This window comes from Methanobrevibacter sp. AbM4 (assembly GCF_000404165.1).
GTDB lineage: Archaea > Methanobacteriota > Methanobacteria > Methanobacteriales > Methanobacteriaceae > Methanarmilla > Methanarmilla boviskoreani.
The window spans coordinates 1,717,290-1,742,741 of sequence record NC_021355.1 but is presented as its reverse complement, the minus strand read 5'-3'; the positions used below and the strand labels follow the sequence as shown (position 1 = coordinate 1,742,741).

General features: G+C 30.1%; 22 protein-coding genes and 2 pseudogenes. 16 read left to right on the top strand and 8 right to left on the bottom strand.

Features of this window, described 5'->3' with window-relative positions:
* Nucleotides 1–2: 2 nt before the first annotated feature.
* The gene (locus ABM4_RS07445; RefSeq protein WP_016359063.1) at nt 3–689 is read right to left on the bottom strand and encodes an archaetidylserine synthase; all 687 of its coding nucleotides are present in this window, start codon (nt 687–689) and stop codon (nt 3–5) included.
* A gap of 560 nt (nt 690–1,249) precedes the next feature.
* On the opposite strand from ABM4_RS07445, the gene ABM4_RS07440 reads away from it, so the two are divergent.
* From ABM4_RS07440 to hemA, 16 genes are all read left to right on the top strand, one after another.
* Nucleotides 1,250–1,900, top strand: a complete 651-nt coding sequence (locus tag ABM4_RS07440) for a hypothetical protein (protein ID WP_016359062.1) — start codon at nt 1,250–1,252, stop codon at nt 1,898–1,900.
* A gap of 1 nt (nt 1,901) precedes the next feature.
* Nucleotides 1,902–2,975: a rod shape-determining protein gene (locus ABM4_RS07435; RefSeq protein ID WP_016359061.1), complete on the top strand. Its 1,074-nt coding sequence runs from the start codon at nt 1,902–1,904 to the stop codon at nt 2,973–2,975.
* Nucleotides 2,976–3,098: 123 nt separating this feature from the next.
* A complete protein-coding gene (gene rnhB, locus ABM4_RS07430; RefSeq protein WP_016359060.1) occupies nt 3,099–3,722 on the top strand; it encodes a ribonuclease HII in 624 nt (207 codons plus the stop codon).
* A 295-nt stretch (nt 3,723–4,017) separates the two neighbouring features.
* Nucleotides 4,018–4,857 (top strand): MotA/TolQ/ExbB proton channel family protein, encoded by an 840-nt coding sequence (locus ABM4_RS07425; RefSeq protein WP_016359059.1) that lies wholly within the window; start codon nt 4,018–4,020, stop codon nt 4,855–4,857.
* A 27-nt stretch (nt 4,858–4,884) separates the two neighbouring features.
* A complete protein-coding gene (locus ABM4_RS07420; protein ID WP_016359058.1) occupies nt 4,885–5,313 on the top strand; it encodes a biopolymer transporter ExbD in 429 nt (142 codons plus the stop codon).
* A 270-nt stretch (nt 5,314–5,583) separates the two neighbouring features.
* Nucleotides 5,584–6,216 (top strand): IMP cyclohydrolase, encoded by a 633-nt coding sequence (locus ABM4_RS07415; protein WP_016359057.1) that lies wholly within the window; start codon nt 5,584–5,586, stop codon nt 6,214–6,216.
* Between the two features lie 198 nt (nt 6,217–6,414).
* Nucleotides 6,415–7,179 (top strand): coenzyme F420-0:L-glutamate ligase, encoded by a 765-nt coding sequence (locus ABM4_RS07410; protein ID WP_016359056.1) that lies wholly within the window; start codon nt 6,415–6,417, stop codon nt 7,177–7,179.
* Nucleotides 7,180–7,325: 146 nt separating this feature from the next.
* The gene (locus ABM4_RS07405; protein WP_016359055.1) at nt 7,326–7,796 is read left to right on the top strand and encodes a hypothetical protein; all 471 of its coding nucleotides are present in this window, start codon (nt 7,326–7,328) and stop codon (nt 7,794–7,796) included.
* Nucleotides 7,797–7,823: 27 nt separating this feature from the next.
* On the top strand, nt 7,824–8,318 hold the full coding sequence (locus ABM4_RS07400; RefSeq protein WP_016359054.1) for a hypothetical protein: 495 nt from the start codon (nt 7,824–7,826) through the stop codon (nt 8,316–8,318).
* Between the two features lie 137 nt (nt 8,319–8,455).
* Nucleotides 8,456–9,367, top strand: a complete 912-nt coding sequence (gene cofD / locus ABM4_RS07395; RefSeq protein ID WP_016359053.1) for a 2-phospho-L-lactate transferase — start codon at nt 8,456–8,458, stop codon at nt 9,365–9,367.
* Nucleotides 9,368–9,533: 166 nt separating this feature from the next.
* Nucleotides 9,534–10,295 (top strand): GTP cyclohydrolase III, encoded by a 762-nt coding sequence (locus ABM4_RS07390; RefSeq protein ID WP_016359052.1) that lies wholly within the window; start codon nt 9,534–9,536, stop codon nt 10,293–10,295.
* A 129-nt stretch (nt 10,296–10,424) separates the two neighbouring features.
* A complete protein-coding gene (locus ABM4_RS07385) occupies nt 10,425–11,135 on the top strand; it encodes an MJ0144 family RNA dihydrouridine synthase-like protein (protein ID WP_016359051.1) in 711 nt (236 codons plus the stop codon).
* Between the two features lie 503 nt (nt 11,136–11,638).
* A complete protein-coding gene (atwA, locus tag ABM4_RS07380; protein ID WP_016359050.1) occupies nt 11,639–13,249 on the top strand; it encodes a methyl coenzyme M reductase system, component A2 in 1,611 nt (536 codons plus the stop codon).
* Between the two features lie 318 nt (nt 13,250–13,567).
* Nucleotides 13,568–14,059 carry a methanogenesis marker 9 domain-containing protein gene (locus ABM4_RS07375; protein ID WP_016359049.1) on the top strand — a complete coding sequence of 164 codons (492 nt, stop codon included), beginning with the start codon at nt 13,568–13,570 and terminating at the stop codon, nt 14,057–14,059.
* Nucleotides 14,060–14,111: 52 nt separating this feature from the next.
* Nucleotides 14,112–14,783, top strand: coding sequence for a bifunctional precorrin-2 dehydrogenase/sirohydrochlorin ferrochelatase (locus tag ABM4_RS07370; RefSeq protein WP_016359048.1), 672 nt, complete (start codon nt 14,112–14,114; stop codon nt 14,781–14,783).
* Between the two features lie 116 nt (nt 14,784–14,899).
* Nucleotides 14,900–16,138: a glutamyl-tRNA reductase gene (gene hemA / locus ABM4_RS07365; protein ID WP_016359047.1), complete on the top strand. Its 1,239-nt coding sequence runs from the start codon at nt 14,900–14,902 to the stop codon at nt 16,136–16,138.
* A 287-nt stretch (nt 16,139–16,425) separates the two neighbouring features.
* On the opposite strand, the gene ABM4_RS07360 is transcribed toward hemA, so the two are convergent.
* From ABM4_RS07360 to top6B (ABM4_RS07330), 7 genes and pseudogenes are all read right to left on the bottom strand, one after another.
* A complete protein-coding gene (locus ABM4_RS07360) occupies nt 16,426–17,553 on the bottom strand; it encodes an AAA family ATPase (RefSeq protein ID WP_016359046.1) in 1,128 nt (375 codons plus the stop codon).
* 316 nt (nt 17,554–17,869) lie between these two features.
* Nucleotides 17,870–18,703, bottom strand: coding sequence for a TIM barrel protein (locus tag ABM4_RS07355; RefSeq protein ID WP_016359045.1), 834 nt, complete (start codon nt 18,701–18,703; stop codon nt 17,870–17,872).
* Nucleotides 18,704–18,769: 66 nt separating this feature from the next.
* On the bottom strand, nt 18,770–19,783 hold the full coding sequence (locus ABM4_RS07350) for a phosphorylating glyceraldehyde-3-phosphate dehydrogenase (protein ID WP_016359044.1): 1,014 nt from the start codon (nt 19,781–19,783) through the stop codon (nt 18,770–18,772).
* A 292-nt stretch (nt 19,784–20,075) separates the two neighbouring features.
* Nucleotides 20,076–20,332: pseudogene (locus ABM4_RS07345) on the bottom strand (DNA topoisomerase VI); the annotation flags it as partial.
* 89 nt (nt 20,333–20,421) lie between these two features.
* Nucleotides 20,422–22,160 (bottom strand): annotated as a pseudogene (gene top6B / locus ABM4_RS07340) (DNA topoisomerase VI subunit B).
* 292 nt (nt 22,161–22,452) lie between these two features.
* Entirely contained in the window at nt 22,453–23,568 is a 1,116-nt protein-coding gene (locus tag ABM4_RS07335; RefSeq protein ID WP_016359043.1) for a DNA topoisomerase IV subunit A, read from the bottom strand.
* Nucleotides 23,569–23,570: 2 nt separating this feature from the next.
* Nucleotides 23,571–25,367 carry a DNA topoisomerase VI subunit B gene (gene top6B / locus ABM4_RS07330; protein ID WP_016359042.1) on the bottom strand — a complete coding sequence of 599 codons (1,797 nt, stop codon included), beginning with the start codon at nt 25,365–25,367 and terminating at the stop codon, nt 23,571–23,573.
* Between the last annotated feature and the right edge of the window lie 85 nt (nt 25,368–25,452).

Below are 25,452 nucleotides of genomic sequence, written 5' to 3'. Positions count from 1 at the left end.
ATTTAGAAAATATTTCTAATAAGATAGAACAATGTTATTAAAAGTAAAATCAATGCAGGTATATTTATTCCATAAATCATTGGTAATTTAAATATCATTAATATGATTAATATTAATGCAATTGATAAAACCGGTTTGTTTCCAAATTTAGGATATCTTACATTACTGATCATAAGAACTGATACAATAATCATTAGGACCATTCCAATGTAAATATTGTATAATCCACTTAAATAGAGTGTAGCTAAAATGAATCCTATTCCGGGGATAGGAAAACCTACAAATCCTTTAAAGTCTGTTTTATCTGCTATTACATTATATCTGGTTAGTCTAAGAACTCCACAGATTACCATAAATAAACTTATACATATTGTAATGACGGATAATTCCAGGTTGATATTTGAGTTTATTGAATAGAATAATATTGCAGGAGCTGCACCAAATGAAATAGCATCGGACAAGGAATCAATGTTTTTTCCAAATCCATAACTATCATTTCTACCTATTTTTCTAGCTATCCAACCATCTATTGAGTCAAAAAACATTGCTAAAATAATTAATAATCCTGACAAGGTTAAATTATTATTTAATGCACAAATTATAGATAGAAAACCTGATGACATATTTAATAATGAAATAAAATCAGGTATCGAAATAAAATGTCTCATTCCTGTTTCATTAGTTTTCATTATGACTCCTTCTTAAATATTTTAAAAATCGGTTATTAATCTTTTTTATTAAATTTTAAAATGTTTGTCATGTTTTAAATTTATGATAAATATTTGATTTATGTTCAATTTAATTTCTATTTTATTTTTATAATTTTTTTATCCATTTTTAAATTATTTAATTAATTTTTTTTTAAAATCTTGATTTTCTTTATTGCAAAATTATAAAAAATGGATAAAATACTTGATTTATATTTATTTTCTTAGTTTTATAAAAATCAGTAGGTTATTTACTGAAATATCCCTTTTATTTTTTCTATTTTTTAGTATTTTCTAGATTTAAATTTTAGTTTATAAGGATTAATAATATATATTTATTTGATTAATTTTTTAAATCATTAAATATATATAATGTATTAACATTATAATAATATAATAGTCTATTAATAAATGATTTTTTATTTTTTTGTAGTTTTTATATTTTGTTTAAATTGCAGGAAAATGAATTTAAGTAAGTTTTAATGTTTAATTATTAGATTTACAATATAATTACTGAAAAAATAGTTTTCTGTGTGTATACGATGATTGAAGATAGTATTCAAGCCTTAAGAAGAGCTGCAAGAATAACCAATGAGGAGGAATCAGAGGAAAAAGTTGCTTCCGAAAAGTTATGGTGTGTAATGGCTGGTAATGATAAGTTAATAGATGACATTGCATATGATGCTATATCTTCTAGGGATCGAGTTAAGATTCTATTTAGAGAGCATGTAACTTTAGAAGATGAGAGAGTCAACAAAAAATTTGATTTTATCATGTTGTATGGTAATTCTTATATTATAGAAAAGCTTTCTGCAGATTGTAAAGAAGGTGGAGGGGCATATATTAAAATTACTCCAGAATATGTTAAGCAAAAGCCTAACCTTATGGTCATGGTAGGTCCTGAGGATACTGTCCGTCAATCTGTAGCTAAGATAGAAAGAGCTAGAGTTCAATTTGGTATATTATTAGATGATCAAACTACTGGTTTTATTGAAACAGATATAAATTCCAAAGTTAAATTACCTAAGTTCCTAAAGGAGGCATTTAACCCACTGTTTAATGTAAGTGAAGTTGTTTTAAAAACAATTCTTATATCTGTTGATAAAGATAAAGATGTAGATACAGTTCAAGATATTGCCACTTCAAATAAAATATTTGTAATAGATTTTAAAGATATTGACATGGAGGCTTAATATGAGCATTTTTGGAAATAATGATGATGTTAAAGATTCCCCAGTTGAATCAACCGTTAATAATTGTTTAGGTATAGATTTAGGTACATTAAATACTGTAATTGCAAAACCTGCTGGCGATAAATTTGATTTATATCAAATTCCATCTGTTGTCGCTGTTAAAAAAGATGATAATACATCAGTTTTAGCTGTTGGGGAAGAAGCTAAAAGGATGTTAGGAAGAACACCAGGGGATATTGTTGCAGTAAGACCTCTTAAAAAAGGAGTTATTGAAAATATTGTTCAAGCTCAATCTTTACTTATTAAAGCAATTGAAATAGGTATTAATGAGGGAGAAAATGTTGGAAGAATTGTTATTGGTATTCCAGGGGATTCCTCAGAAGTAGAAAAAAACGCAGCAGAAGAAATTGGAAGAAAAGCTGGTGCTGATGAAGTTATTGTTATTAGTGAAGGATTAGCAGCAGCTATTGGTGCAGGATTACCTATTGCTGAGCCTAATGGTATTATGATTATTGATATTGGTGCAGGATCCACTGATTTAGTAGTAATTTCACTTGGTGGAATTACAGATATTGAAACCGTAAGGTTTGGTGGAGATGATATTGATAACAGAATCGTGGATTTAATTGCTGAAAAATACAATGTCGCTATTGGTATTCATGATGCAGAAGCTGCTAAAATGGAAGTTGGTATGATTCACTGTAGTGAAACCTTAGAAAACTTATCTGTTGAGGTTGTAGGTAAATCATTAGAAACAAACAGACCTAAAAAAATCGTTATTGATTCCATGCTTGTTGCAGATGCTGTAGAACCTGTAATTCAAAATATTGTTGACGGATTAAATTTAATCTTTGAAAGATTATCTCCAGAATTAATTATGGGTGTTTATAAAAATTCAGTAGCTGTTGGGGGAACTTCAAGATTACGTGGTCTTAAAGAAAGGATTTATGATGAAGTTGGAGTACCTATTACCATTTCAGATGATCCAATGACAGTAGTTGCTAAAGGTACAGCTATTGTTGCAGCAGAACCATTAGCATTAGAACCTGAAGTACGTCTTCGAGCTATGAAATAGATTTTTTATCTATTTTTCTTATTCTTTATTTTTTTTAATTCTACTTTTTATTTTATTTTAACTAGTTTTAACTAGATTTTTTATTTTTTTAATTAATTTTCTATCATGTATTAAGGTATTTATATGGATATAATGGGTGTTGATGAAGCAGGAAGAGGTCCGGTATTAGGGCCTATGGTAATTGCAGGGGTTATAGTTCCTGAAAAAATGAACCATGTACTTGAAAGAATGGGTGTCAAGGATTCTAAAAAGCTTACACCTAAAAGAAGGCAAGTATTGGCTCGTAAACTATCTAAAATGTTTGAATATGATACTGTGGTTATAAGTGCTAGTGATATTGATAATTTAAGGGCTAAGGATGTAAATCTTAATGAAATTGAAAAAATTGGAATGATAAAGCTTATTGAAAGATTAAAACCCGAAGAGGTTATCATAGATGCGGTTGATGTAAAACCATTGCGTTTTCAAAGGGAAGTTCAAGAGAAAGTTGGAGAGGATACGAAGGTTATTGCGGAGCATAAGGCAGATACCAATCATATTCAGGTTGCAGCAGCGTCAATAATTGCTAAATTTAAAAGGGATCAGATTATTGAAGAAATCAATAGGGATTATGTTGATATAGGGGGAATTGGCTCTGGTTATCCAAGTGATTCTAATACAAAGAAATTTTTATCTAATTTTGAATATGATAATCTTCCAGATTTTGTAAGAAGATCCTGGAATACTGTTAGAAAAATGAAAGAGTAATAAATTTTTTAACATGTTTTTTTTATTTTGACGGGATTTGGATGAAATTATGTTTTTATAAATGATAATAATTGATTTAATATTTTAAGTGTTTCTTCAAATCTAAAGATTGAATTTTGTCCAAGTCTTTGAATATTTAAATTTATTTATTTTATTCTATTTGTTGTTCTATTGAATGTAAAGAAAATCTATTTAAATAAATAATGAGATATTTATATCTGTATTATATTTTTTTAATTAATTTAATTTAATTTAAGAATTTAAATTATAACATTTAATTTTAGAGAGGAAAATAATGATAATAGAAGCAATTACTGGTTTAATATCTGGTTTTGTTGATTTCTTCCAACAAGGAGGTATCATTACCTATATTATTACTTTTATAGGAATTTGGGGATTTATCACTTCACTCCAAAAGGTCAATTATCTTAGGAAGATTAGTGATATAGATGCTACTGAAATTATGGGGGTAGTGTCTGTTGCTATGGAAAGAGGAGGAGCTATTGAAGCTTTAAAGGAAATTAGTCCCTACAAAAACCCTGTTTCTAGAATTATTTCTGAAGCTTTGAAGATTGGTTATAAAAACAAAACCGAAGTTGAAGAAAGTATGGAACAGATTTTTATTGTAGAAACCAGTAAAATGACTAAAGGGTTAGATACTATAAAGACTATTATTGAACTTGCTCCATTTTTAGGTTTAATAGGTACTGTTATCGGTATTTGGATGACATTTGGATCATTGGGGGTAAATCCTGATCCAACTGCTATGGCTAGAGGTATCTATACTGCACTGATTACTACTATTGCAGGTTTGACTGTAGCTATTGTTTTAACTCCTTTATATACTTATATTAAAATATTGATTGAAAGGGAAATGGATAAGATTGAATTGGCTACTAAAATGACTAATTGGAATTATGCCGTAGCAAAAATCAGGGTAACCGAGAATTTACCTTGTGTAATTCAATCATTACAGGAAGGTGAAGGTATTGTTAATGTCCGTGAAATATCTGAACCTGATGCTAACATTCAAATCTCCTTTAAACCAAGTATGTTAGAGAAAAGTATTAGTAATATTATCTTAGAGATGTGTAATGTTGGTTCTGAGATAGTTGAAAGTAAACTTAAACAATAATTGATTGGACTTAAAAGTCGTGATAAGATGAGTTTGGATATTAAATCAAGGAAGGAAAGATTAAAAGAAGATAAACTTAATATTAACTTAGTTCCTTTTATTGATATTTTATTTACCATTTTAATATTTGTGATTGTTACCAGTAGTTTTGCAGGTACAGCTGATGTATCAGATTCCCAACAAGCTTCCGATGCTACTGGTAAACCAAATGTAACAGATACAAGTGGAAATTCCGAATATTATATTTTTCCAGTTAATGGACTTCAAAAGGTAGTGGTTAATGGTCAGGATATGTCTGCAGATATTCAGGATGATTCGATTGCTATTCACGCGAAGGTAATCGATGAAGGAAATATTAATGTAGATAACAAGGCTAAAACAATTTACATTACTACTCCTGCAGGTTTTTCTCCTGATAAAGCTGTAAGAAACCCTTCAGAGCAGAAATCAGGTTGATTAATTATTAATCAATTATTTTTATCTTTTTTTTAATTTTTTATTATATTTTTTTTAGAAATAAACTATTTTTAATCGATTTTAAGTTTAATGTATAATTTTTAGAAATTGAATTTTTTTTAACTTTAATTTACCTATTTTTAAAATCAATTACTCTATCATATAAAAATATTTTTAACTTTATTAAATCAGATTTCTTTAAAGAAAATAATAAATATTTTATAGAATAAATCTAACTTTGATTATTACTTTTTAATCTGGAGGTATTTAATGTATTTAGGAAGAATCTTATCTTTAGGTATGAATGTTGATGGAAAACCTTTTGTTGCATATAGATTATCAAGCCGCCATTTTCCGAATAGGGAGGCTAAGGTATTTGGTCAGGAAGCAGCTATTGTTCCAAAGGAAGGTTTTGAGAAGGATATTTTTGAAAATCCCTATATAACATATAATTGTATTAGAATTGTAGACGATTTGGCTATTGTCTCAAATGGTTCACAGACAGATGTAATTGCAGACAAATTGGCTTTAGGTATGAATATCCGCGATAGCCTTGCATATTCCCTTTTAACTATGGACTATGAAAAGGATGATTATCATACTCCAAGAATTGCTGGTGTCGTAAAAAACACTACAGATGAGGATAAGTATGAGGCATATATTGGAATTGTCACTGATTCTAAAATCAGTGTTGAAAAATTGGAATATGGTAAGGCAGCATATATTTCTGTCTATGAACATCAAGAACCTCATATGGTTGAATATGATGCATCTACAAGTAAGGAGGCTGCACAATACATTTTCAATCAAGGAATATTCGCTGACTTTGAACATCCGGTAAGTTCTGTTGCCTCTGTCTATGATGGTAAATGGGATACTGTTGCATTGTCACCTAAACTTTAGACTGATTTGTTTGCTTAGCAAATGAATAAAACTTATTTTTATTTTTCCCTTGTTTTTTATAATTTTATATTTAAACTATTTTTTTTAAAATAACATTTTATTAATAGTTGATTCTGGCTATTTTATAAATCAGAATAAATAGAAACTTTTAAAAAATGGAATTTATAAATAATCTATTAATTTTAAAGTGATGATATTATGAGCATAGAATTATTTGGTTTAAAAGGAATTCCTTTAGTTAAAGAAGGAGATAATATTGCGGATTTAATCTTAAATGCTTTAAAAGAACAAGGTGAAACACTTCAACATGGGGATATTATTTTAGTTGCTGAAACATTGGTCTCTAAATCCGAAGGTAACGTTATTAAATTAGGTGATATCCTACCATCTGAAGATGCGATATTGATTGCTAAAAAATCTAAAAAAGATTCTAAATTGGTTGAGGCAATTATACAGGAAGCAAGAGAGGTAGTTGAAGTAGGTCCTGACTTTGTTATAACCGAAACAAAACAGGGTTTTGTATGTGCAAATTCCGGTATTGATGAATCAAATGTTGGTGACGGTCTTGCAACCCCTGTTCCTGAAAATGCCGATTTGTCTGCAAAAAAAATTAGGGAACAATTGGAAAGGGCTACTGGTGAAGAGTTAGCTGTGATAGTCACCGATACTCAAGGTAGGGCATTTAGGGTAGGTGCTGTTGGAGTGGCTCTCGGATGCTCAGGAATAGATCCATTATGGAAAAGAAAAGGTGAAAAGGATCTTTATGGTCGTGAACTTCAAACAACCGAGGTTGCTACAGCCGATGAACTTGCTGCCTCAGCATCTCTAATCCAAGGTCAAGCCGATGAGGGTTTACCTGTTGTTATAATTAGAGGTTTTAGCGCATTTGATACCTTAAGAAATGAGGATAGTGACATTCATCCATTACTTCGTCCAAAGGAATTCGATGTATTTAGAAATTAAGATAGGTATTTGATTTTCTCAAATACTTTTTAATTTTATTAATCCAATTCAATTTAACTTTTCTTATTTATCGAGTGAAAGGAATTTTTTTTATTATTCTGTTAAATGTCTATTTTTATCTATCAAATATAACTTGGGGTATTCTTGTGAGCAATGTTCAGATTACATGTAACGATTGTGGATATAGGATTAATGATTCCGATAAAATTTTCTATATAGAAAATAATCCCGATAAACTTGTAGAAACAAGCATTAATTTCTATCCTAATATCCTAAAATATGAAATTCATGGAAGGGTTTTCACATCTTATTGTAATAGCTGTAAAAGTATTGTTAAACTTTATATTCCTGAAAAATACGATAAAGATTTAGATGATCTACTCAGTTTAATCAATGATTTATCAGATAAACCTTCTAAGGTTTTTACAATAGAAAACAATCCCTTTATAAAAACTAATGAATATGGATTTTTTAAGGAAGTTTATGATAAGGATTCTAAAATAGAATGTCCTAAATGTAATAGAGAAATTCCAATAAGAATATCTCAACTGGAACATTGTCCCAAATGCGGAAGTAATACTTTGGATAAATTTATGCCATGTCTTTTTAAAGACTAATTATTGATTTTCCAAGAAGGTGATGGAATGGGTCAATCTACTGTCTATTTTTGTGAGGATTGTGGATTTGAAGTAACAGAAACTAGTACTGTATTCTGTTTAGATTTTGAGTCTAGGAAAGTAGAGGAAATGTCTTTGGGTAGGTTAGCCTCTAATTTTATTGCAGGTAAGGTAAATGGGTATGTTTATACTACTTATTGTAGTGACTGTCAATCTATGATTAAAAGATTTGTTCTCTATAAAAATGAGTTCGGAATAAATGAAGAGAAAATAGCTAATTTTATTTTAGATAACTATGAGGGAAATGAGCTTATAACAGTGTCTTTCATAAATGGTGATTTTTTTGAAGAATATCAAATTTCTGATAATTTGAATGGTCAATTAAAATCTAAAAAATATGGTAATCTTATTGAATGCCCTAATTGTGGTAAAAATATCCCTAGTTCCTTTTCAAGATTTAAAAACTGTCCAAAATGTGGAAGTAAAGATTTTATAATAAGATCCTCAATGCTTTTTGACTAAAGCTTTGTTATTTAAATAGTTTAGTAAATGTTTTTCATTAAAATTTGAATTACTGGGATTGTATGGATTTTATTTTATTATAGTTTATATTTAATAAATTTTTAATTTTGTGTTTAAATTAAATAAAAAGTGAAATTATGATTTGTGTATTGTCTGGAGGAACCGGAACTCCAAAATTGATTCAAGGTTTAAAAGAAGTTGTAGATTTAAAAGATTTAAGTATTATTGTAAATACTGTGGAGAATAATTATTTCTCAGGAGTATATGTAAGTGGTGACATTGATGTTGTTCTTTATACTTTAAAAGACATGATTGACGAGGAATTCTGGTATGGCATTAAGGGAGATACCTATATTACAAGTGAATATCTTGAGAAAATGGGAACTCCTGAGAAGATTAGGATAGGTGATAGAGATAGGGCTACTATGATTCAGAAAACATTAATGTTGGAAGAGGGTTATAGCTTATCTGAGATAGTCGATATTCAAAGAAAATACTTGGGTATTGAATCTAAGGTCATTCCTATGAGTGATGTTGATTCTGACATTGTTATTGAAACAGATATTGGTCAACTTGATTTTCATGAGTTCTTAATAGAGAAACAATGTAAACCGACAGTTAAGGATGTGGTTTACTCTGATGTTCCTCCTGCTCCGGAACTTATTGAAACTATTGAAAAATCTGAGATGGTTATTATTGGACCATCTAATCCAATTACTTCAATCATGCCTATTGTATCTATTGATGGTGTTAGGGAGGCCTTAAGGGACAAATATGTTGTGGCAGTATCTCCTATTGTAGGCACTGAACCTGTCAGTGGTCCTGCAGGTAAATTTATGAATGCATTAGGTTATGATGTATCTGCAATTGGTGTTGCGGAGATGTATAAGGACTTTGTAGATAAATTAATCATAGATAATGAGGATAAGGACTTGTCTTTAAAAATTAAAGATATTGTGGGGGATGTTGGAGTAACTAACACTATGATGAAATCTTTAGATATTAAAAAGGATTTGGCTAATTTTATATTAAAATCTAGAAATGATTAAATCAAAGACCTTATAAAATTTTGACTTTATTTAAAAATATTTTATTTTTATTAATAACATTTCTAGATTTTACAAAATCATTTATTAAATATAAACTTTATGAATTTAGCTTTAACTAAAATAATTATATACTATAAATATTATATAATTATTAACGGTGAATAATATGATTCAAATGACATTGATACAAATTGATAATTATGGTCCTTGGACAGTAACTCCAAGACCTCGTAATGAATCTGACCTTCAAATTTTACAGTCAGAGTTATTTGCAGATGTACAAAGACAATTTGCAACTAAAAAAGGTCTTGTATTCTTTACAAGGTTTGACAATATGTTGGCTATTACAAATGGTATTAATAAAGAAGACCATTTAAGAATCCAAAGATCTATTAGAAATAGATATCCTATAACAATTAGTATGGGTGTTGGTGCAGCAAAAACACCTCATGAAGCACAAAGATTAGCAACTATGGCTTTACAAAAAGAAGGTGGGGCACAGTCTTCCGATAGAAAAGAGATATTGGCTATCGATTCCCTTGCTAATGAGGATGAGGGTTATGTTCAAGTTGCACATGTTGATATTAATAGTGTCACTGAAACCTTAACAGATAAGGAATCTGCTTTTGACACTAACTTTATGGTAAATAAAGCACAACATTATTTAATGACTAAGTTAATTAAAAGGGGATCTTTATTGTTCTTCATTGGTGGAGATAATTTTATGGCTCCATGTAATGGATTATCTGAACAAGATATCATTGATATATTAAAAGAGATTGATGAGGAAATAGGAATTACACTTAAAGCAGGAATTGGTCGAGGTAAAAATGCTGAAGATGCAGCATATATGGCTGATTTAGGTTTAAGAAAAATTAGAAAAGGTAATAATGCAAAATGGACTGAAGTTATTGAAAAAGGTTGCTAATTAAACCTATGTCATATTATTCCATTATATTATTATTTTTTTCATATGGCTTTTTTTAAATAATTTTTAAATTCAATTAATAAACTAATTTTTTTTAGGAGCGTTTTATTTATTAAGGTTCTAGCACCGATGGCAGGAATTAATGATGGTGACTTTGCATTAAAATTAATCCCCTATGGATTTGATACGGTAACATTAGGCGGATTTAATGTTGACGAGAAAACGATTGATGCAGGTTATAAAATAATTCAAAGGGGAAGGGCTGAATTTAATATACCTCTTAATCAGGTTTATCAGTACATTGAAAAAGAGAGTTTAAAAATTAAAGAATATGATGATAACATCAAGGTTTCCGTTAATCTAAGATCTACCCAGACCAAGAATATTATAGATATTAGTAAAATACCTTCTGTTGATATAGTGGAAATAAATTGTCATTGCAGACAAGAAGAATTGCAGAATATTTCCTGTGGTCAAGCAATGCTTAAAAGACCAGATTTAAAGGATTATATTAAAGAGATCTCATCTAAAAGTAAATCAGAAGTCTCTGTAAAAATGAGGGGAAATGTTGATGGGGTAAATAATCTAGAAATTGCTCAGTTAATAGAGGATGCAGGTGCGGATTATCTTCATTTGGATGCTATGAAAAATGGTGTTTTCAAGGCAGATTTAGATTTGGTTAAAGATATATCAGAAAATACTAATATTTATTTGATTGGAAATAATTCTATTGATAGTCTAGAAAAAGCAAGGGAAATGTTAAATGCAGGTGCCGATGGTTTTTCCATTGCTCGTGCAGCTATTAATGGTAAAATGGATTTTAATCTAAAAGATCTTTAAGGTTTTTCGATTCACTATTATATTCTAACTTTAACATCTTTTTATAAATTCGACTCTATTTTATTTTGATATCTTTTTATTTGCTTTGTTTTGTTTATTTTTCTTAAGAATTATTGTTTTTATTTAATCTTTGATTTATTATTTTAAATTTATTTATTTGATATTTAACGAACTTTTTTTTAAAAAATAATTAAAATTTTTATTAATTTGTCAATTTTCAAAATTTTATAACGGGGTTATATTAAATTGATTTTTTTAAATTTTAATAATACTATTGTAAATCTTTTATAAGATATTTTAAATTCTTTAATTTAATTATATCTTGATGTATATTTTGTATTTCCTATTTTTTTCAATTTTTAGAAATTTTAATTTTTTCGATTTTTAGAAATTTTTATAAATAAGAATATTTAAAGTATATGTAAGAGAAATTATTATAGATTATATATATTTTTTTCTAGTGATGATTATTTTAATAATTATAGGTATTAAAAGGTGAATCAATGAAGTTTATTACTCTTAAAAATATAAACAAATCCTTTAATGGTGTTCAAGTTCTTAAAAATATTAATGTTGAAATAGATGAAGGTGAAACACTTGGAATTTTGGGACGTAGTGGTTCAGGTAAATCTGTTTTAATTAATATGTTACGTGGTACCAAAGAATATGCTCCAGATGATGGAGATGTAATCTTCCATGTTGCAGTATGTCCTGATTGTTTACATGTCGAATCCCCTTCAAAAGCAGGTGAAAAATGTCCTAAATGTGGAAAAACACTTGAATCAAAAGACATTAATATGTGGGATACTGATAGGTTACAATATCATGCCCTTAAAAGACGTATAGCTATTATGTTACAAAGAAACTTTGCTTTATATGATGAGGCAACAGTTATCGAAAATGTACTTAAGGCTATGGATGATGATGACAATGAACATTATGAGGAGAATTTATACAGGGCTATAGATATCTTAGATAAAGTTGAAATGAGTCACAGAATCACCCATATTGCACGTGATTTAAGTGGTGGAGAAAAACAAAGGGTAGTATTATCAAGACAGATTGCTAAAAATCCTATGTTGTTCTTGGCTGATGAACCTACAGGTACTCTTGATCCACAAACAGCAGAAACACTCCATGAAAACTTAAAGGAATCCGTTAAAGAAAATGGAATTACTATGGTAATTACTTCTCACTGGCCGGAAGTTATGGAAAAATTAGCAGATAAAGTTATCTGGCTAGAAAACGGAGAAATCTATAAATCCGGAGAACCTACAGAAATTGTTGAGGAATTCTTAAAGATTGTGCCTTTACCTCAAAAAGTCGAGGATCATGAAATTGGCGGTCCAATTATAAAGATTGATGATATTAAAAAACATTATTATTCAATTGATAGGGGTATAGTTAAATCTGTTGACGGAGTGACTTTGGAAGTTAACCAGGAAGAAATTATGGGTATTGTAGGATTAAGTGGTTCTGGAAAAACTACTTTGACCAAAATGATTGCTGGTTTAACTGATCCAAGTTCTGGTAAAGTTGAAATCAAAGTTGGTGATGATTGGGTAGATATGAGTCAACCAGGTCCAATGGCTAGAGGTCGTGCTGTTCCATATATCGGTCTATTACATCAGGAATTTTCATTATATCCTTATAGGGATGTTCTTGGAAACTTGTCCGATGCTATTAGTTTAGAATTGCCTGCAGAGTTTGCTAAGATGCAAGCACTTCATGTACTTGAATCTGTAGGATTTTCACAAGAGCAATCTGCAGAAATATTAAATAAATATCCAGATGAATTAAGTGCTGGTGAAAAGCACAGGGTAGCAATTGCTCAAGTACTTATTAAAGAACCTAATATAATTATTCTTGATGAGCCTACAGGTACTATGGATCCAATTACAAGGGTTATTGTAACTGATTCTATATTAAAAGCAAGAGATGAACTTAAACAAACATTTGTAATTGTTTCTCACGATATGGACTTTGTTTTAGATGTATGTGACCGTGCGGTTTTAATGAGAAATGGTCAAATAATAAGTGAAGGAACTCCTAAAGAAATTGTCGGAGAACTTACTTCATCTGAAAAAGAGGACATGTTAAGAAATCAAGAATAGAATGTTTAATTTTTAACTTTTACTTTTTTAATTTATTACTATTTTTTATATTCTTTTGAAATTAATTAATAACTTGAAATTTAACAATAATTTTATAAATAAGTTTAAAATATAATTAATTATGTTTTTAATATTATGAATGATTGCTTGGTAGATTATTTATTAGAAATTTTAATAAAGATAAATAGAGTTTATCTAGGTAATCTTTTAGTGGATTGTTTATTGTTTTAATAAATTATAAATTATATGATGAATTAATTTAAATTAATTAAATAAATCTTATCTTAATGATTGTTAATAGTTTTTTGGAGGAATTAAATGACTTGGGAAAATGCACCGTCACATATTTGTAGGGGAGGAGATGTAAGAGGATTAGCTTTTTGTTGTCCTCCAGTTAAACCATGCCCAATTTTAAATGCATTAAATGAGGTAGGTATTACACCACAGGAATATATTGAGATAAAAAATAAATATGCAAAGGAAACTAGATTGGGGGAAGGACCGGGAACCTGTTTCGGTTCTTTAGTCTGGTGTTGTAAACCTTCCAAACCATGTCCTTTAAGGGATATGTCTATGCGTAGCATTGACATGAGTGTAGATGAATATCTTACATTGAAAAAACAGATGGCGGAGGAAATTGTTGGAAAAGGCAATAAATCCAATGATAATGAAAATGTGGAAGCTCTCGTTCATGCTTTTAACATAGATTCTAATCAGGCTGAAAAAGTATTAAATGATTGTAACAATGATTTAAGAATGGCCGTTAAAGTTTTAAGGGTTAAAGAATTAAAGGATGAAGTTGAAGATTAATTATATTAATTTTTTTTTACTTTTTAAAAAAATTTTATATTAAGTGTTTGTTATGGCTTATTTGAGTCTTTATTTTGATGTTTCTGATAAGAATGTTTTTATTTTAGGAACTGGTGAGGTGGCTTGCCGTAGAGCCAATAGTTTTTTGGATAATAATGCTAATGTTGTTTTGGCAGGTGACAGTTTAAATTCTGAAATTCTTGATAAAGGGGCTCGACTTGTTAAGATTCATACAAATATTGATGATGACGAGGATTATGATAGATATTTTTTAGAAAATAAGAATATTGTACTGTCTGAGGTTAATAAAGCTGATTTTGTAATTATAGCAACTGGTGATTATGCTCTTGCAGATTATACCTCCTCAATATCACAGAATAAACTTCTTAATAGGGCAGACAATCCAAGTTCTGGAAATGTTATAGTTCCCACTAGTTTTTTCATTGGGGATATTGAATTTTCTATCTATACTGGTGGTAAAAGTCCTCTCATGGCTAAAACATTACGTAAAAAGATTCAATCTATTGTCAGTGACGAGGATATAATGGAGATTGAACTCCAGGATTTCGCAAGAAGGCTTCTCAAATCCAAGGTAAGCGATTCAAAAAAACGTAGAAAAATCCTATATGAAATTCTAGATAATCCTAAAATCAGGGATTTATTAAAGAATAAAGAATTGGATAAGGCTAAAATTGAGGTTGAATCTTTTATAGATGGTTTATAATATTTTTATCCTTTTTATTTATAAACTAAAATAATAAAGTTTTTTAATATATTTTTTCAAAAATAGAATTATATTTTTTTTATTTTATTCTAAAATCAATTTTATGGGGAATTTTATTGATTATTAATATTCGTGTAGATTATAAGTTAACAGATATTCAAACAATGGAAAGTGTTTATACCGATTTAAAAGAACTTTTCAATAAATTCAAAGACAGATTTGTTATTACAGAATATGTTGAAATCTCTACTTGTAATAGGCATGAATTTTATATACACTCTGATGCTTTTGGCATTGAAGATATAATTGATTCAAACTCTGTAGATAGTAATCTTATAATTGAAACTGGTGAGGATTCAGTTTTTCATTTATTTAGGTTAAGTTCCTCTTTAGAATCTATGATTGTTGGTGAAGATCAGATTTTAGGCCAAATCAAAGATTCTAAAAAGAAAGCAGAGAAGGAAGGTCACTTGGGCAAGGTTTTAGATACCTTGTTTACAAAGGCAATACATGTAGGTCAGGAGGTAAGGCAGAAGACGAACATCAATAAAGGCCATATCTCAATGGGTTCAGCTGCAGTTGATCTTGCAGAGGAAAATCTAGGAGATCTTCAGGATAAAATTGTTCTTATAATTGGTGCAGGTAAAATGGGTTCACTTGTAGCTAAGGCATTGGCAGAAAAGAACCTAAAAGCTATTGTTGTTGCAAACAGGACTTATTACAGTGCTACTAAACTAGCTAAAGAATTAGGTGGAAACGCTATTTTCTTTGATGATTTATATCAGTATCTTCCTATTTCCGATGTAATTATAAGTGCAACAGGTTCTCCACATACCTTGATTGATAAGAAAAGAATTGTTGATGCTACAAACAAGATTAAAGAGGATACTGGTAAGGATTATTCTAATCATAAAACGGTAATTATTGACATTGCTAATCCTCGTGATGTTTCAGAGGATGTGAAAGATATTGGAGTTAAATTGTTTAATATTGATGACTTAAGGGGAATTGCTGAAAGGACTAAACTTGAGAGGAAGAAAGAAGTTGAAGAGGCAGAAAAAATAATCGATTATGAATTTGATTTACTTAAAAATTCATTTAAGTTAATGGAAGTTGACAATATTCTTGCTGATTTAAGGTCATCTATGGAAGAGATACGTCAACGTGAATCTGAAAAGGCTATTGTTAAGTTAGCTGATGTAGATGGTAGTGTAAAAATCATTGATAATTTAACAAATTCAATAGTTAATAAAATATTTTTTGATATTTCAAAGAGTATTAAACAGGCTGCCCGTAATGGTGATGAGGATCTAATAAGGGCTGCGGAAATATTCTTTTTAAAAGAGAATCAGTAGTTATTAATATTGCTGCAGGAATATTCTTCTTAAAAGGGAATCAATAGTGATTAATCCTTTTTTATTAATTCTAAAATAATTGTATTTATTATAAAACTTCTATTTTTAAATTTTATTTATTATCATTAAATTTTATATTTTAAAAAAAGCATAAATTTACTTCTAGGATACTATCATAATTCTAAAAGATTCCTATTATTAGAATACTATAAGTTAAAAAAAAGATGAGTTAATTGTTAACGTTTTTAATTTAATGGATATTATTAAAAAAAGGATGAGATATGTATTTATTCATACATATTCTTAACTTCATTTACTGTTTTTATTTTTGATTGTTTAAATGCATATTCAATATCCCTCATGTCAATTGTGGTTTTGTCATTTGCAATTGCATGGTGTAATGCGGTTTTTAAGATTTTTTGTTTCAAATCTCTTCCGGACATTCCTTTACTCATTTTGGCAACTTTGTCAATGTCAATATCTATGTTGATGGGAATGCTTGTAATATTGTTTTCCAGAATTCTTTTCCTTTCATTTAGATTAGGTAATTTAAATTCGATTTCCTCTTCAAATCTACTTCTTACCGCATTATCAATAAATTGAATATTGTTGGTGGCACCAATTGTAACTACGCCAGTATTTGGATTAATTCCATCTAATTCAGTAAGCAATGAATTAACAATCTCGGAAACATCTCCTCTTAGTGATTGGTATTGTCTGTGAAGTGCTATTGCATCTATTTCATCAATAAATATTAATGAAGGAGCATGTTTTGAAGCATTTTCAAATAAATCATGTATTTGATGTGCACCATCTCCAACATGATCACCAATTAAACTTGTTGCTTTAACTAGATATAATGGAATATTAAGATTTGATGCAAGTGCCTTTGCAAGCATTGTTTTACCAGTACCTGGAAGTCCATAAAATAATATGTTTCTTGGTGCCCATTGACCAAATTTTTCAGGTTCCTCGACATATTTCTTAATAATCTTCACCTTGTTTTTGGCATTTTCCTGGCCTATGATGTCATCAAAATTTATATGATATTTCTGAGGTTTAATTTCCTGTGAGGTTTTTATCTCATCAATTACTTTAATATGTGTTTTCTCAGTAATAATTGAATTATCTGGCTGAGCCTCTATAATTTTAAATCCATAATCTGGTATTATTTTTTGATCAAATAAATATGAATTCTTTTTAACTTCTAAACCTAACCACTGTTCTTTAGCGTATTCTTCAAATAATTTTTCATCAGAAATTTCAAGTGGTGTAGCATCAAGTAAATTAAAGTTAAATGGGTATCCTACAGGTTGTATTTTAATTTTTTCCGCTTCAATTTCATCTAATGTAGGAGTGTTAACTTTTTTAACATTAGTAACCTTTATTTCTTGTGATTTACTTTTTGATTTCAAAAAATACACCTACTAATTTCTATTTTTAAATTTTAAATCAAAAAATTCTATTTTAATTTCTGTATGATTTAAAATATTTTTATAAAAATTATTATTTATGCTATTTATCTATTAAACTTAATGGTTTAGTATTCTTAAATTTTTTTTTAATAATCTATAAAAAGGATTAAATTTGAAAAATTAGGGGTTTATTAAAATATTTATATTAAATAGATTGTTTATCAGGTTATTTAAAATTAAAAAATTTGAATTATCTATTATTTTAGCTATTTGTTATTAATTATGGGGTTTATATTTAAATAGGGATATGGAAAGTTTATAGTAAACTTTCATAGATTTCTCTCATTTTAATTGCATCTTCATCTAATTTTGGTGTTTCACATATTATTGTAGCTTTCCATCCATAGTCAATTAGGTTTTGAAGTAAATCCTCAATATTAGGACCATATTTGTCATTCTCCTCTAGAGTGTGGTGTCTTTTTTCTCCCTTATTAGTATATTCAATTGTTGTAAAATGACAATGTAATCTTTCAATATTGAGGTGGTCCTCTAGTTTTGAGAAGATTGAATTATAATCCTCTTTTTTGTTTAATATTCCTTCACCTCTTGCATGAATATGTGCAAAGTCTATAGTTGGTTCGAAATGCTCGAGATTTTCACACATGTGGATTATCTCATCAACATTTCCAAGCTGTGATTTCTTTCCAGTTGTTTCTGGAGCAAATGTGTAATCTTCAAGTCCTTCCTCTTCGCATTTTTTAAGTAATCTTTTATACCCATTTTCTGCCTTTTCAAGAGCTAAACTAGGACTTTGTTTTGTATAGTATCCTGGATGAAAAACTAATCTATATGCTCCCATCCATTCCCCAACTTGTCCGCATTTAAATAGACTTTCAATGGATTTTTGGATTTTCTCATCCTCTTTAGCACACATGTTTATGTAATAAGGACAATGCATTGAGATTTTTACTTTATTTCTTTTAGAGTCTGCTTTAAGTTTTTTAGAACTCTCCTCGCCAATTCTAAGTCCACGGCCTGATTGATATTCATATGCATATAGTCTTCGCTCATTAAGATATCCGCATGGCTCATATGCCTTGCCTTTATATCCTTTAGGTTTTCCTGCAGGTCCAAATATTACTTTATCCATAAAAATCACTAAATTGTTTAAAAATTGAAAAAAAAGAATTAATTAAAAATTGAAAAACTAAAAAATCTATAGAATTCCCATAGCTTCATTGGTTTTCTTAATAGATTTTTCATTATCGGATTCCATCTCAAGCATTGCACGTATACAATCAACATTCTCAGGAACAACATCTGATTCTTGGTGTACTGCTTGCATATAGTAAAGCTCGTTATCAACTACATTAATTGATTCTTTCCATACTGGAATCTCATATAAATCATTTCTACTTCTTCCAAGTTCTTTTGCATATTCCATTAATTCTGCAGTGGAGCCAAGTCCCATACTTGCCTCTGCAAGAATAACCCTTGATCTTTTATCAAGAACATCAATAATATCATCGGTGGAAACCTCATTATTCAACTCCACCATAATATTATGTTCATGCATTAATGTTGTTGGTACAAGAAGGGCCATGGTGGTAATATCGATGCCTTTCATTACAGTTCCAACATCAGGGCCATGGTGTGAAGGAACTTTAGGTGGGTTTGGTACTATGGAATTAATAGGTCCTTTTTTAACTTCATTTGGATCTGCTCCACGCCTTACCATAACTGCTCTAACCTTTTTAATATCTGCAATTTGGCTTATCGGATATAATGTACGTGTGAGACCGGTGGTGTTACAAGATACAACACGTGAGTAATCTGCACCATATGACTCCTCATAATTAGAGAATGAATTAAATGATATTCCAGTTAGATCATGGTCTTCTCCACCTTGATATATTGCCTTTGTACCTGCTTTCTTATATTTTTCAAGATTGGTTCTTCCGACCTTACCTGGTGTACAGTCAACTACAAGATCTGCTTCCTCAATCATATCATCAACAGTACCTGCAACTTCTATTCCTGCATCTTTAAATAATTGTTCTCTTTCAGGTATGGCCATATATAAATCATAACCTTTTTCTATAGCAGCATGAGCTTCAAAATCAGGTTTTGTTTTACATACACCGACAATTTTCATATCATCTTGAGCTGAAACTGCATCAGCTACTCTTTTTCCAATTGTTCCAATTCCATTTACAGCAATTGATTTCATTTTTTATCAGTCCTAAATTATAAACTATTTTTAATATTGTATTAAAAAAGCTTTAAAAATTAATTAATAATATTATATTTTATTAATAAATTAATTAAAATATTTTTTGATAATATTGTAGAAAAATTAGATTGCTTTTAAATGAAGATTGTCATCTTTAAAAAATAGTATTCCATAATAATATAAATTATTATGGATTTAAAAATCGTGTTTTTATTTGTTCTTTAGCTATTTGCTAAATTATAAACTTATTAGTTGGGTTTAATATTGTATTTATGCTGTAATCCTACAATTATAAATCTGCACCCATTTCTCTAAGTTTTGTTGGGAAATACTCATCAATAACATATTCAAGACCATACTTGGAGAAAGATTGCTGCTCTGCTTTTTTCCCGATTTTAAGCATTTTTTTGATTTCAGTCTGCCAGAAATCAGTTTGATATCTCGGATCTTTTGCTAGTTCCTTAAGTCTCATTACATCCATATCTTTTAAAGGATTACTGGGAGGTCATATTTAATAATATCACTAGCAGTTATTCCTATGAATTTGAGTTTGTTATAGGTGTATTCTTTACGTTTCTCTTTATGCATATGTTTTTTTAGTGGTTGTCTTTCCTCATCATCTATATTTATTTATCTTATTCTTTAGCTTTTTTAGCTTGTTTTGCTGCTTCTTTAGCTTCTTCCTGTTCTCTCATTTTTTCTTCATAGATTAGATCATCTTCTGAAACTGTAAATTTTTGGGGGGATTTTTCTTTTTTGAGGTTTGTTTGATCTTCATCTACTGCATATCTGTATTCGTCAAGTTCTTCAATGATAAGAGCTTCGTCTTCCTCTTCCTCTTCTTCCTCTTCAGGAACTTCACTAAGTAACTCTGTAATAGCTCTTTTAGTAATTTTTGATAGGATCTTGGTGTAGTCTGGAACCTCGACCTCACCAAGTGCTGCAGATTCTTCGATGATTACAGGTACAATTTCTTCGAATATTTTTGAATGCATTGCTTTTTTTCTGCCTTTTTATGTTTAATATGTTTTTGTAATTTACGTGTAAGGGTCATTGTAGCTTCTCTTACTTCGTGTAAAATTTCTGGCTTAGGGGCAATACTTTGTTTTCCAGTTGATAGGTATGGGATCTCTGTGGAAATCATGTTTACAAATAATGTAATTGGTGAATTTTCGAAATCCTTAATTCCGTAACGTTTCCAATCAATACTTTTTAATGCTTCTGTAATAGCACAGCTTTCCTGATCAAAGGTTAATGGTACTCTGTTTGCAAATCTCATAATTTCGGGTTTTCTTTGATCATTGACTAAACGTCCGGCTTCTCCACCATAAGCGATACCTGCTTCAATGATGAATGCTACACCATCATTATATGTTACAGGTTTTCTTGTAATGGTTTCTACAAATTCTGGTTTTAAGATTTGTTTAATACCCTTTTCAATTTGTTCACTTCCAATAGGTATGAGTCCGTTACTTGGAGGGGCCATGAATTTCATTTTATCGAAGCATTTTACAATAGCTTCTGCTTCTTCCCATTTCATGTCTTTAGGACGTTTTTTCATGTCAATTCCAGTCATTTCTTCAATTTCTTTAACTCTTTTACTTGACATTCTTGAAAGGGAACTGGTTAACATGCTTTTGTAACTTCTTTTGTCGGTATGTTTTGCCATGAAATGAATATAGTCTGCAGTTACTCCTTTTGGATGTGGTAATACCTCTTTTGGGAGTACAGGAACAACATCTACTGCTCTATTGAATATGTATTTGTGTTCAGACGGATCTCTAAATGTGATCTTTGCATGTGGGTTTGCAATCATTGTTCTACGGATATATTCGAATGCTCCTTGTTCTGTCATGGAATAGGAAACATCCTTAAATTGAAGTTCGATACATACACCAGTATGATCTAATTTTACTTCTTTCCTGTCCATTAAAAGACCAACGTTCTTTTTAACATCTATTTTGAATTTAAGTTTAACTCCTTTAAGTTTACCGTCTTCCATATATCCGGAGATAACTCTTGTAGGTTTACCTGTAGTTATTTGTGATAAGAGTACACAAATACTACATCCTAAACCTTGTTGAGTTCTGGATTGGATGTTTCTGAATTTAGAACCTGCGAACATGGTACAATATACTTTCATAATAAATGGTTCTGGAATACCTGGACCATTATCTGCATATCTTAGAATATAATGTTCTTTGCTGACCCTTTTTAAATCAATATTGATTTCAGGTAATATACCTGCTTCCTCAGCTGCGTCAAAACTGTTAGTAATTAATTCGTGGAAAATTATGGTTAAAGATCTGATTTTTCCAGAAAATCCTAACATCTGTTTATTTTTCCTAAAGAACTCTGCTGGAGTTAATTCCATTTTTTATCAGTCCTAAATTATAAACTATTTTTAATATTGTATTAAAAAAGCTTTAAAAATTAATTAATAATATTATATTTTATTAATAAATTAATTAAAATATTTTTTGATAATATTGTAGAAAAATTAGATTGCTTTTAAATGAAGATTGTCATCTTTAAAAAATAGTATTCCATAATAATATAAATTATTATGGATTTAAAAATCGTGTTTTTATTTGTTCTTTAGCTATTTGCTAAATTATAAACTTATTAGTTGGGTTTAATATTGTATTTATGCTGTAATCCTACAATTATAAATCTGCACCCATTTCTCTAAGTTTTGTTGGGAAATACTCATCAATAACATATTCAAGACCATACTTGGAGAAAGATTGCTGCTCTGCTTTTTTCCCGATTTTAAGCATTTTTTTGATTTCAGTCTGCCAGAAATCAGTTTGATATCTCGGATCTTTTGCTAGTTCCTTAAGTCTCATTACATCCACATCTTTTAAAGGATCACTTGGAAGATCATATTTAATAATATCACTGGCAGTTACTCCCATGAATTTAGCATTAGGTGTTGCAAGTTCATGGTTTACATGTGCAAGCTTAGCACTACCTGAGATAATTACCTGTCCAATGTGGAAACCCCACGGATCTCCATCGTTACAAATATAGACTGGAAGACCTAATTCCTCATTAACCCTTTTAATGAATCTTCTTGTAGCACGAGCCGCTTGACCTTTAAGTCCTATGATTAATGTATCAAATTTATCATATGCATGTTCCTGGACCATACGGTGGAACATTCCCATGGTTTCTACAGCCATTACCCTTTTCACATTGTCTCCTAAAGCTGTAAATTCAACTTCATCAATGGTAGGTGAAATTGTATAACCGGATTTTCCAGCTCTAAGTGCGTTAATCTCTACGCCATCATCTTCTAAGGTAATGTCTCCATAAACTGATGCACCGTCCTCTTCTGGCATAAGCCCTAACTCTTCACGGGTGGTACCTAACATAACTTCCAAATCTTCTCCAACGGTGTTGGATTCTTGTTGTGTGTTAAATTCAACACCCCAACCTTCACTAATATAATACATTTCCCTGATGGTAGCGGTCTTTTCCCTTTGAACAAGATCTTTACAGAAGTTAGCAGTACAAACCATCTGGCCTAATTTTCTAAGTTGCTTAACATTACCCATAGATCTTTTACTGTATCTATCACCTAATACATAGTATCTTTTATCCGGGTCATAGTGGATATTACCAGTTCCCCTAGAAGGTACTTTTAATGTAGGAATCTTATCCTTTGTAACATCATCGATAATATCCTGACCAAGATATTTGAGTTTGTTATAGGTGTATTCTTTACGTTTTTCCTTAGGCATATGTTTCTTTAGTGGTTGTCTTTCCTCATCAGCCATATTTATTCACCTTCTTCTTTAGCTTTTTTAGCTTTTTTAGCTTGTTTTGCTGCTTCTTTAGCTTCTTCCTGTTCTCTCATTCTTTCTTCATAGATCAGATCATCTTCTGAAACTGCAAATCTTTGGGAAGATTTTTCTTTTTTGAGGTTTGATTGCTCTTCATCTACTGCATATCCGTATTCATCAAGTTCCTCCATGATAAGAGCTTCGTCTTCCTCTTCCTCTTCTTCCTCTTCAGGAACTTCACCAAGTAACTCTGCAATAGCCCTTTTAGTAACTTTTGATAGAACCTTGGTGTAGTCTGGAACCTCAACCTCACCAAGTGCCGCAGATTCTTCAATGATAACCGGTACAATCTCTTCAAATATTTTTGAACGCATTGCTTTTTCCTTATCTGCCTTTTTACGTTTAATATGTTTTTGTAACTTACGTGCAAGAGTCATTGTAGCCTGTCTTACCTCGTGTAAAATTTCTGGCTCAGGGGCAATACTTTGTTTTCCAGTTGATAGGTATGGAATCTGTGTGGAAATCATGTTTACAAATAATGTAATTGGTGAATTTTCAAAATCCTTAATTCCGTAACGTTTCCAATCAATACTTTTTAATGCTTCTGTAATAGCACAGCTTCCCTGATCAAAGGTTAAAGGTACTCTATTTGCAAATCTCATAATTTCGGATTTTCTCTGATCATTAACTAGACGTCCGGCTTCTCCACCATAAGCAATACCTGCTTCAATGATGAATGCTACGCCACCCTTATAAGTTACAGGTTTTCTTGTAATGGTTTCTACAAATTCCGGCTTTAAGATTTGTCTAATACCCTTTTCAATTTGTTCACTTCCAATAGGTATAAGTCCATTGCTTGGAGGAGCCATGAATTTCATTTTATCAAAGCATTTTACAATAGCCTCTGCTTCTTCCCATTTCATATCTTTCGGACGTTTTTTCATGTCAATTCCAGTCATTTCTTCAATTTCTTTAACTCTTTTACTTGACATTCTTGAAAGGGAACTGGTTAACATACTTTTGTAACTTCTTTTGTCGGTATGTTTTGCCATGAAATGAATATCATCTGCAGTTACTCCTTTTGGATGTGGTAATACCTCTTTTGGAAGTACAGGAACAACATCTGCTGCCCTATTGAATATGTATTTGTGTCCAGATGGATCCCTAAATGTAATCTTTGCATGTGGGTTTGCAATCATTGTTCTACGAATATATTCAAATGCTCCTTGTTCGGCCATGGAATAGGAAACATCCTTAAATTGAAGTTCAATACATACACCAGTATGATCTAATTTCACTTCTTCCCTGTCCATTAAAAGACCAACGTTCTTTTTAACATCCATTTTAAATTTAAGTTTAACCCCTTTAAGTTCACCGTCTTCCATATATCCTGAGATAACTCTTGCAGGTTTACCTGTAGTCATTTGTGATAAAAGTACACAACCACTACATCCTAAACCTTGCTGACCTCTGGATTGGATGTTTCTGAATTTAGAACCTGCAAACATGGTACAATATACCTTCATAATAAATGGTTCCGGAATACCTGGACCATTATCTGCATGTCTTAAAATATAATGTTCTTTGCTGACTCTTTTTAAGTCAATATTGATTTCAGGTAATATACCTGCTTCCTCAGCTGCGTCAAAACTGTTAGTAATTAATTCGTGGAAAACTATGGTTAAAGATCTGATTTTTCCAGAAAATCCTAACATCTGTTTATTTTTCCTAAAGAACTCTGATGGAGTTAATTCTTGAAAGTTTTCAAAGAGTTCTGATGCTTGTTGAGACAAATTGAACCTCCTTTTAAAAATTATTTATCTAAACAAAAGAGTATCTAATTTTTCGATAAGTCATAAAATCCAATAAAAAAGTAAT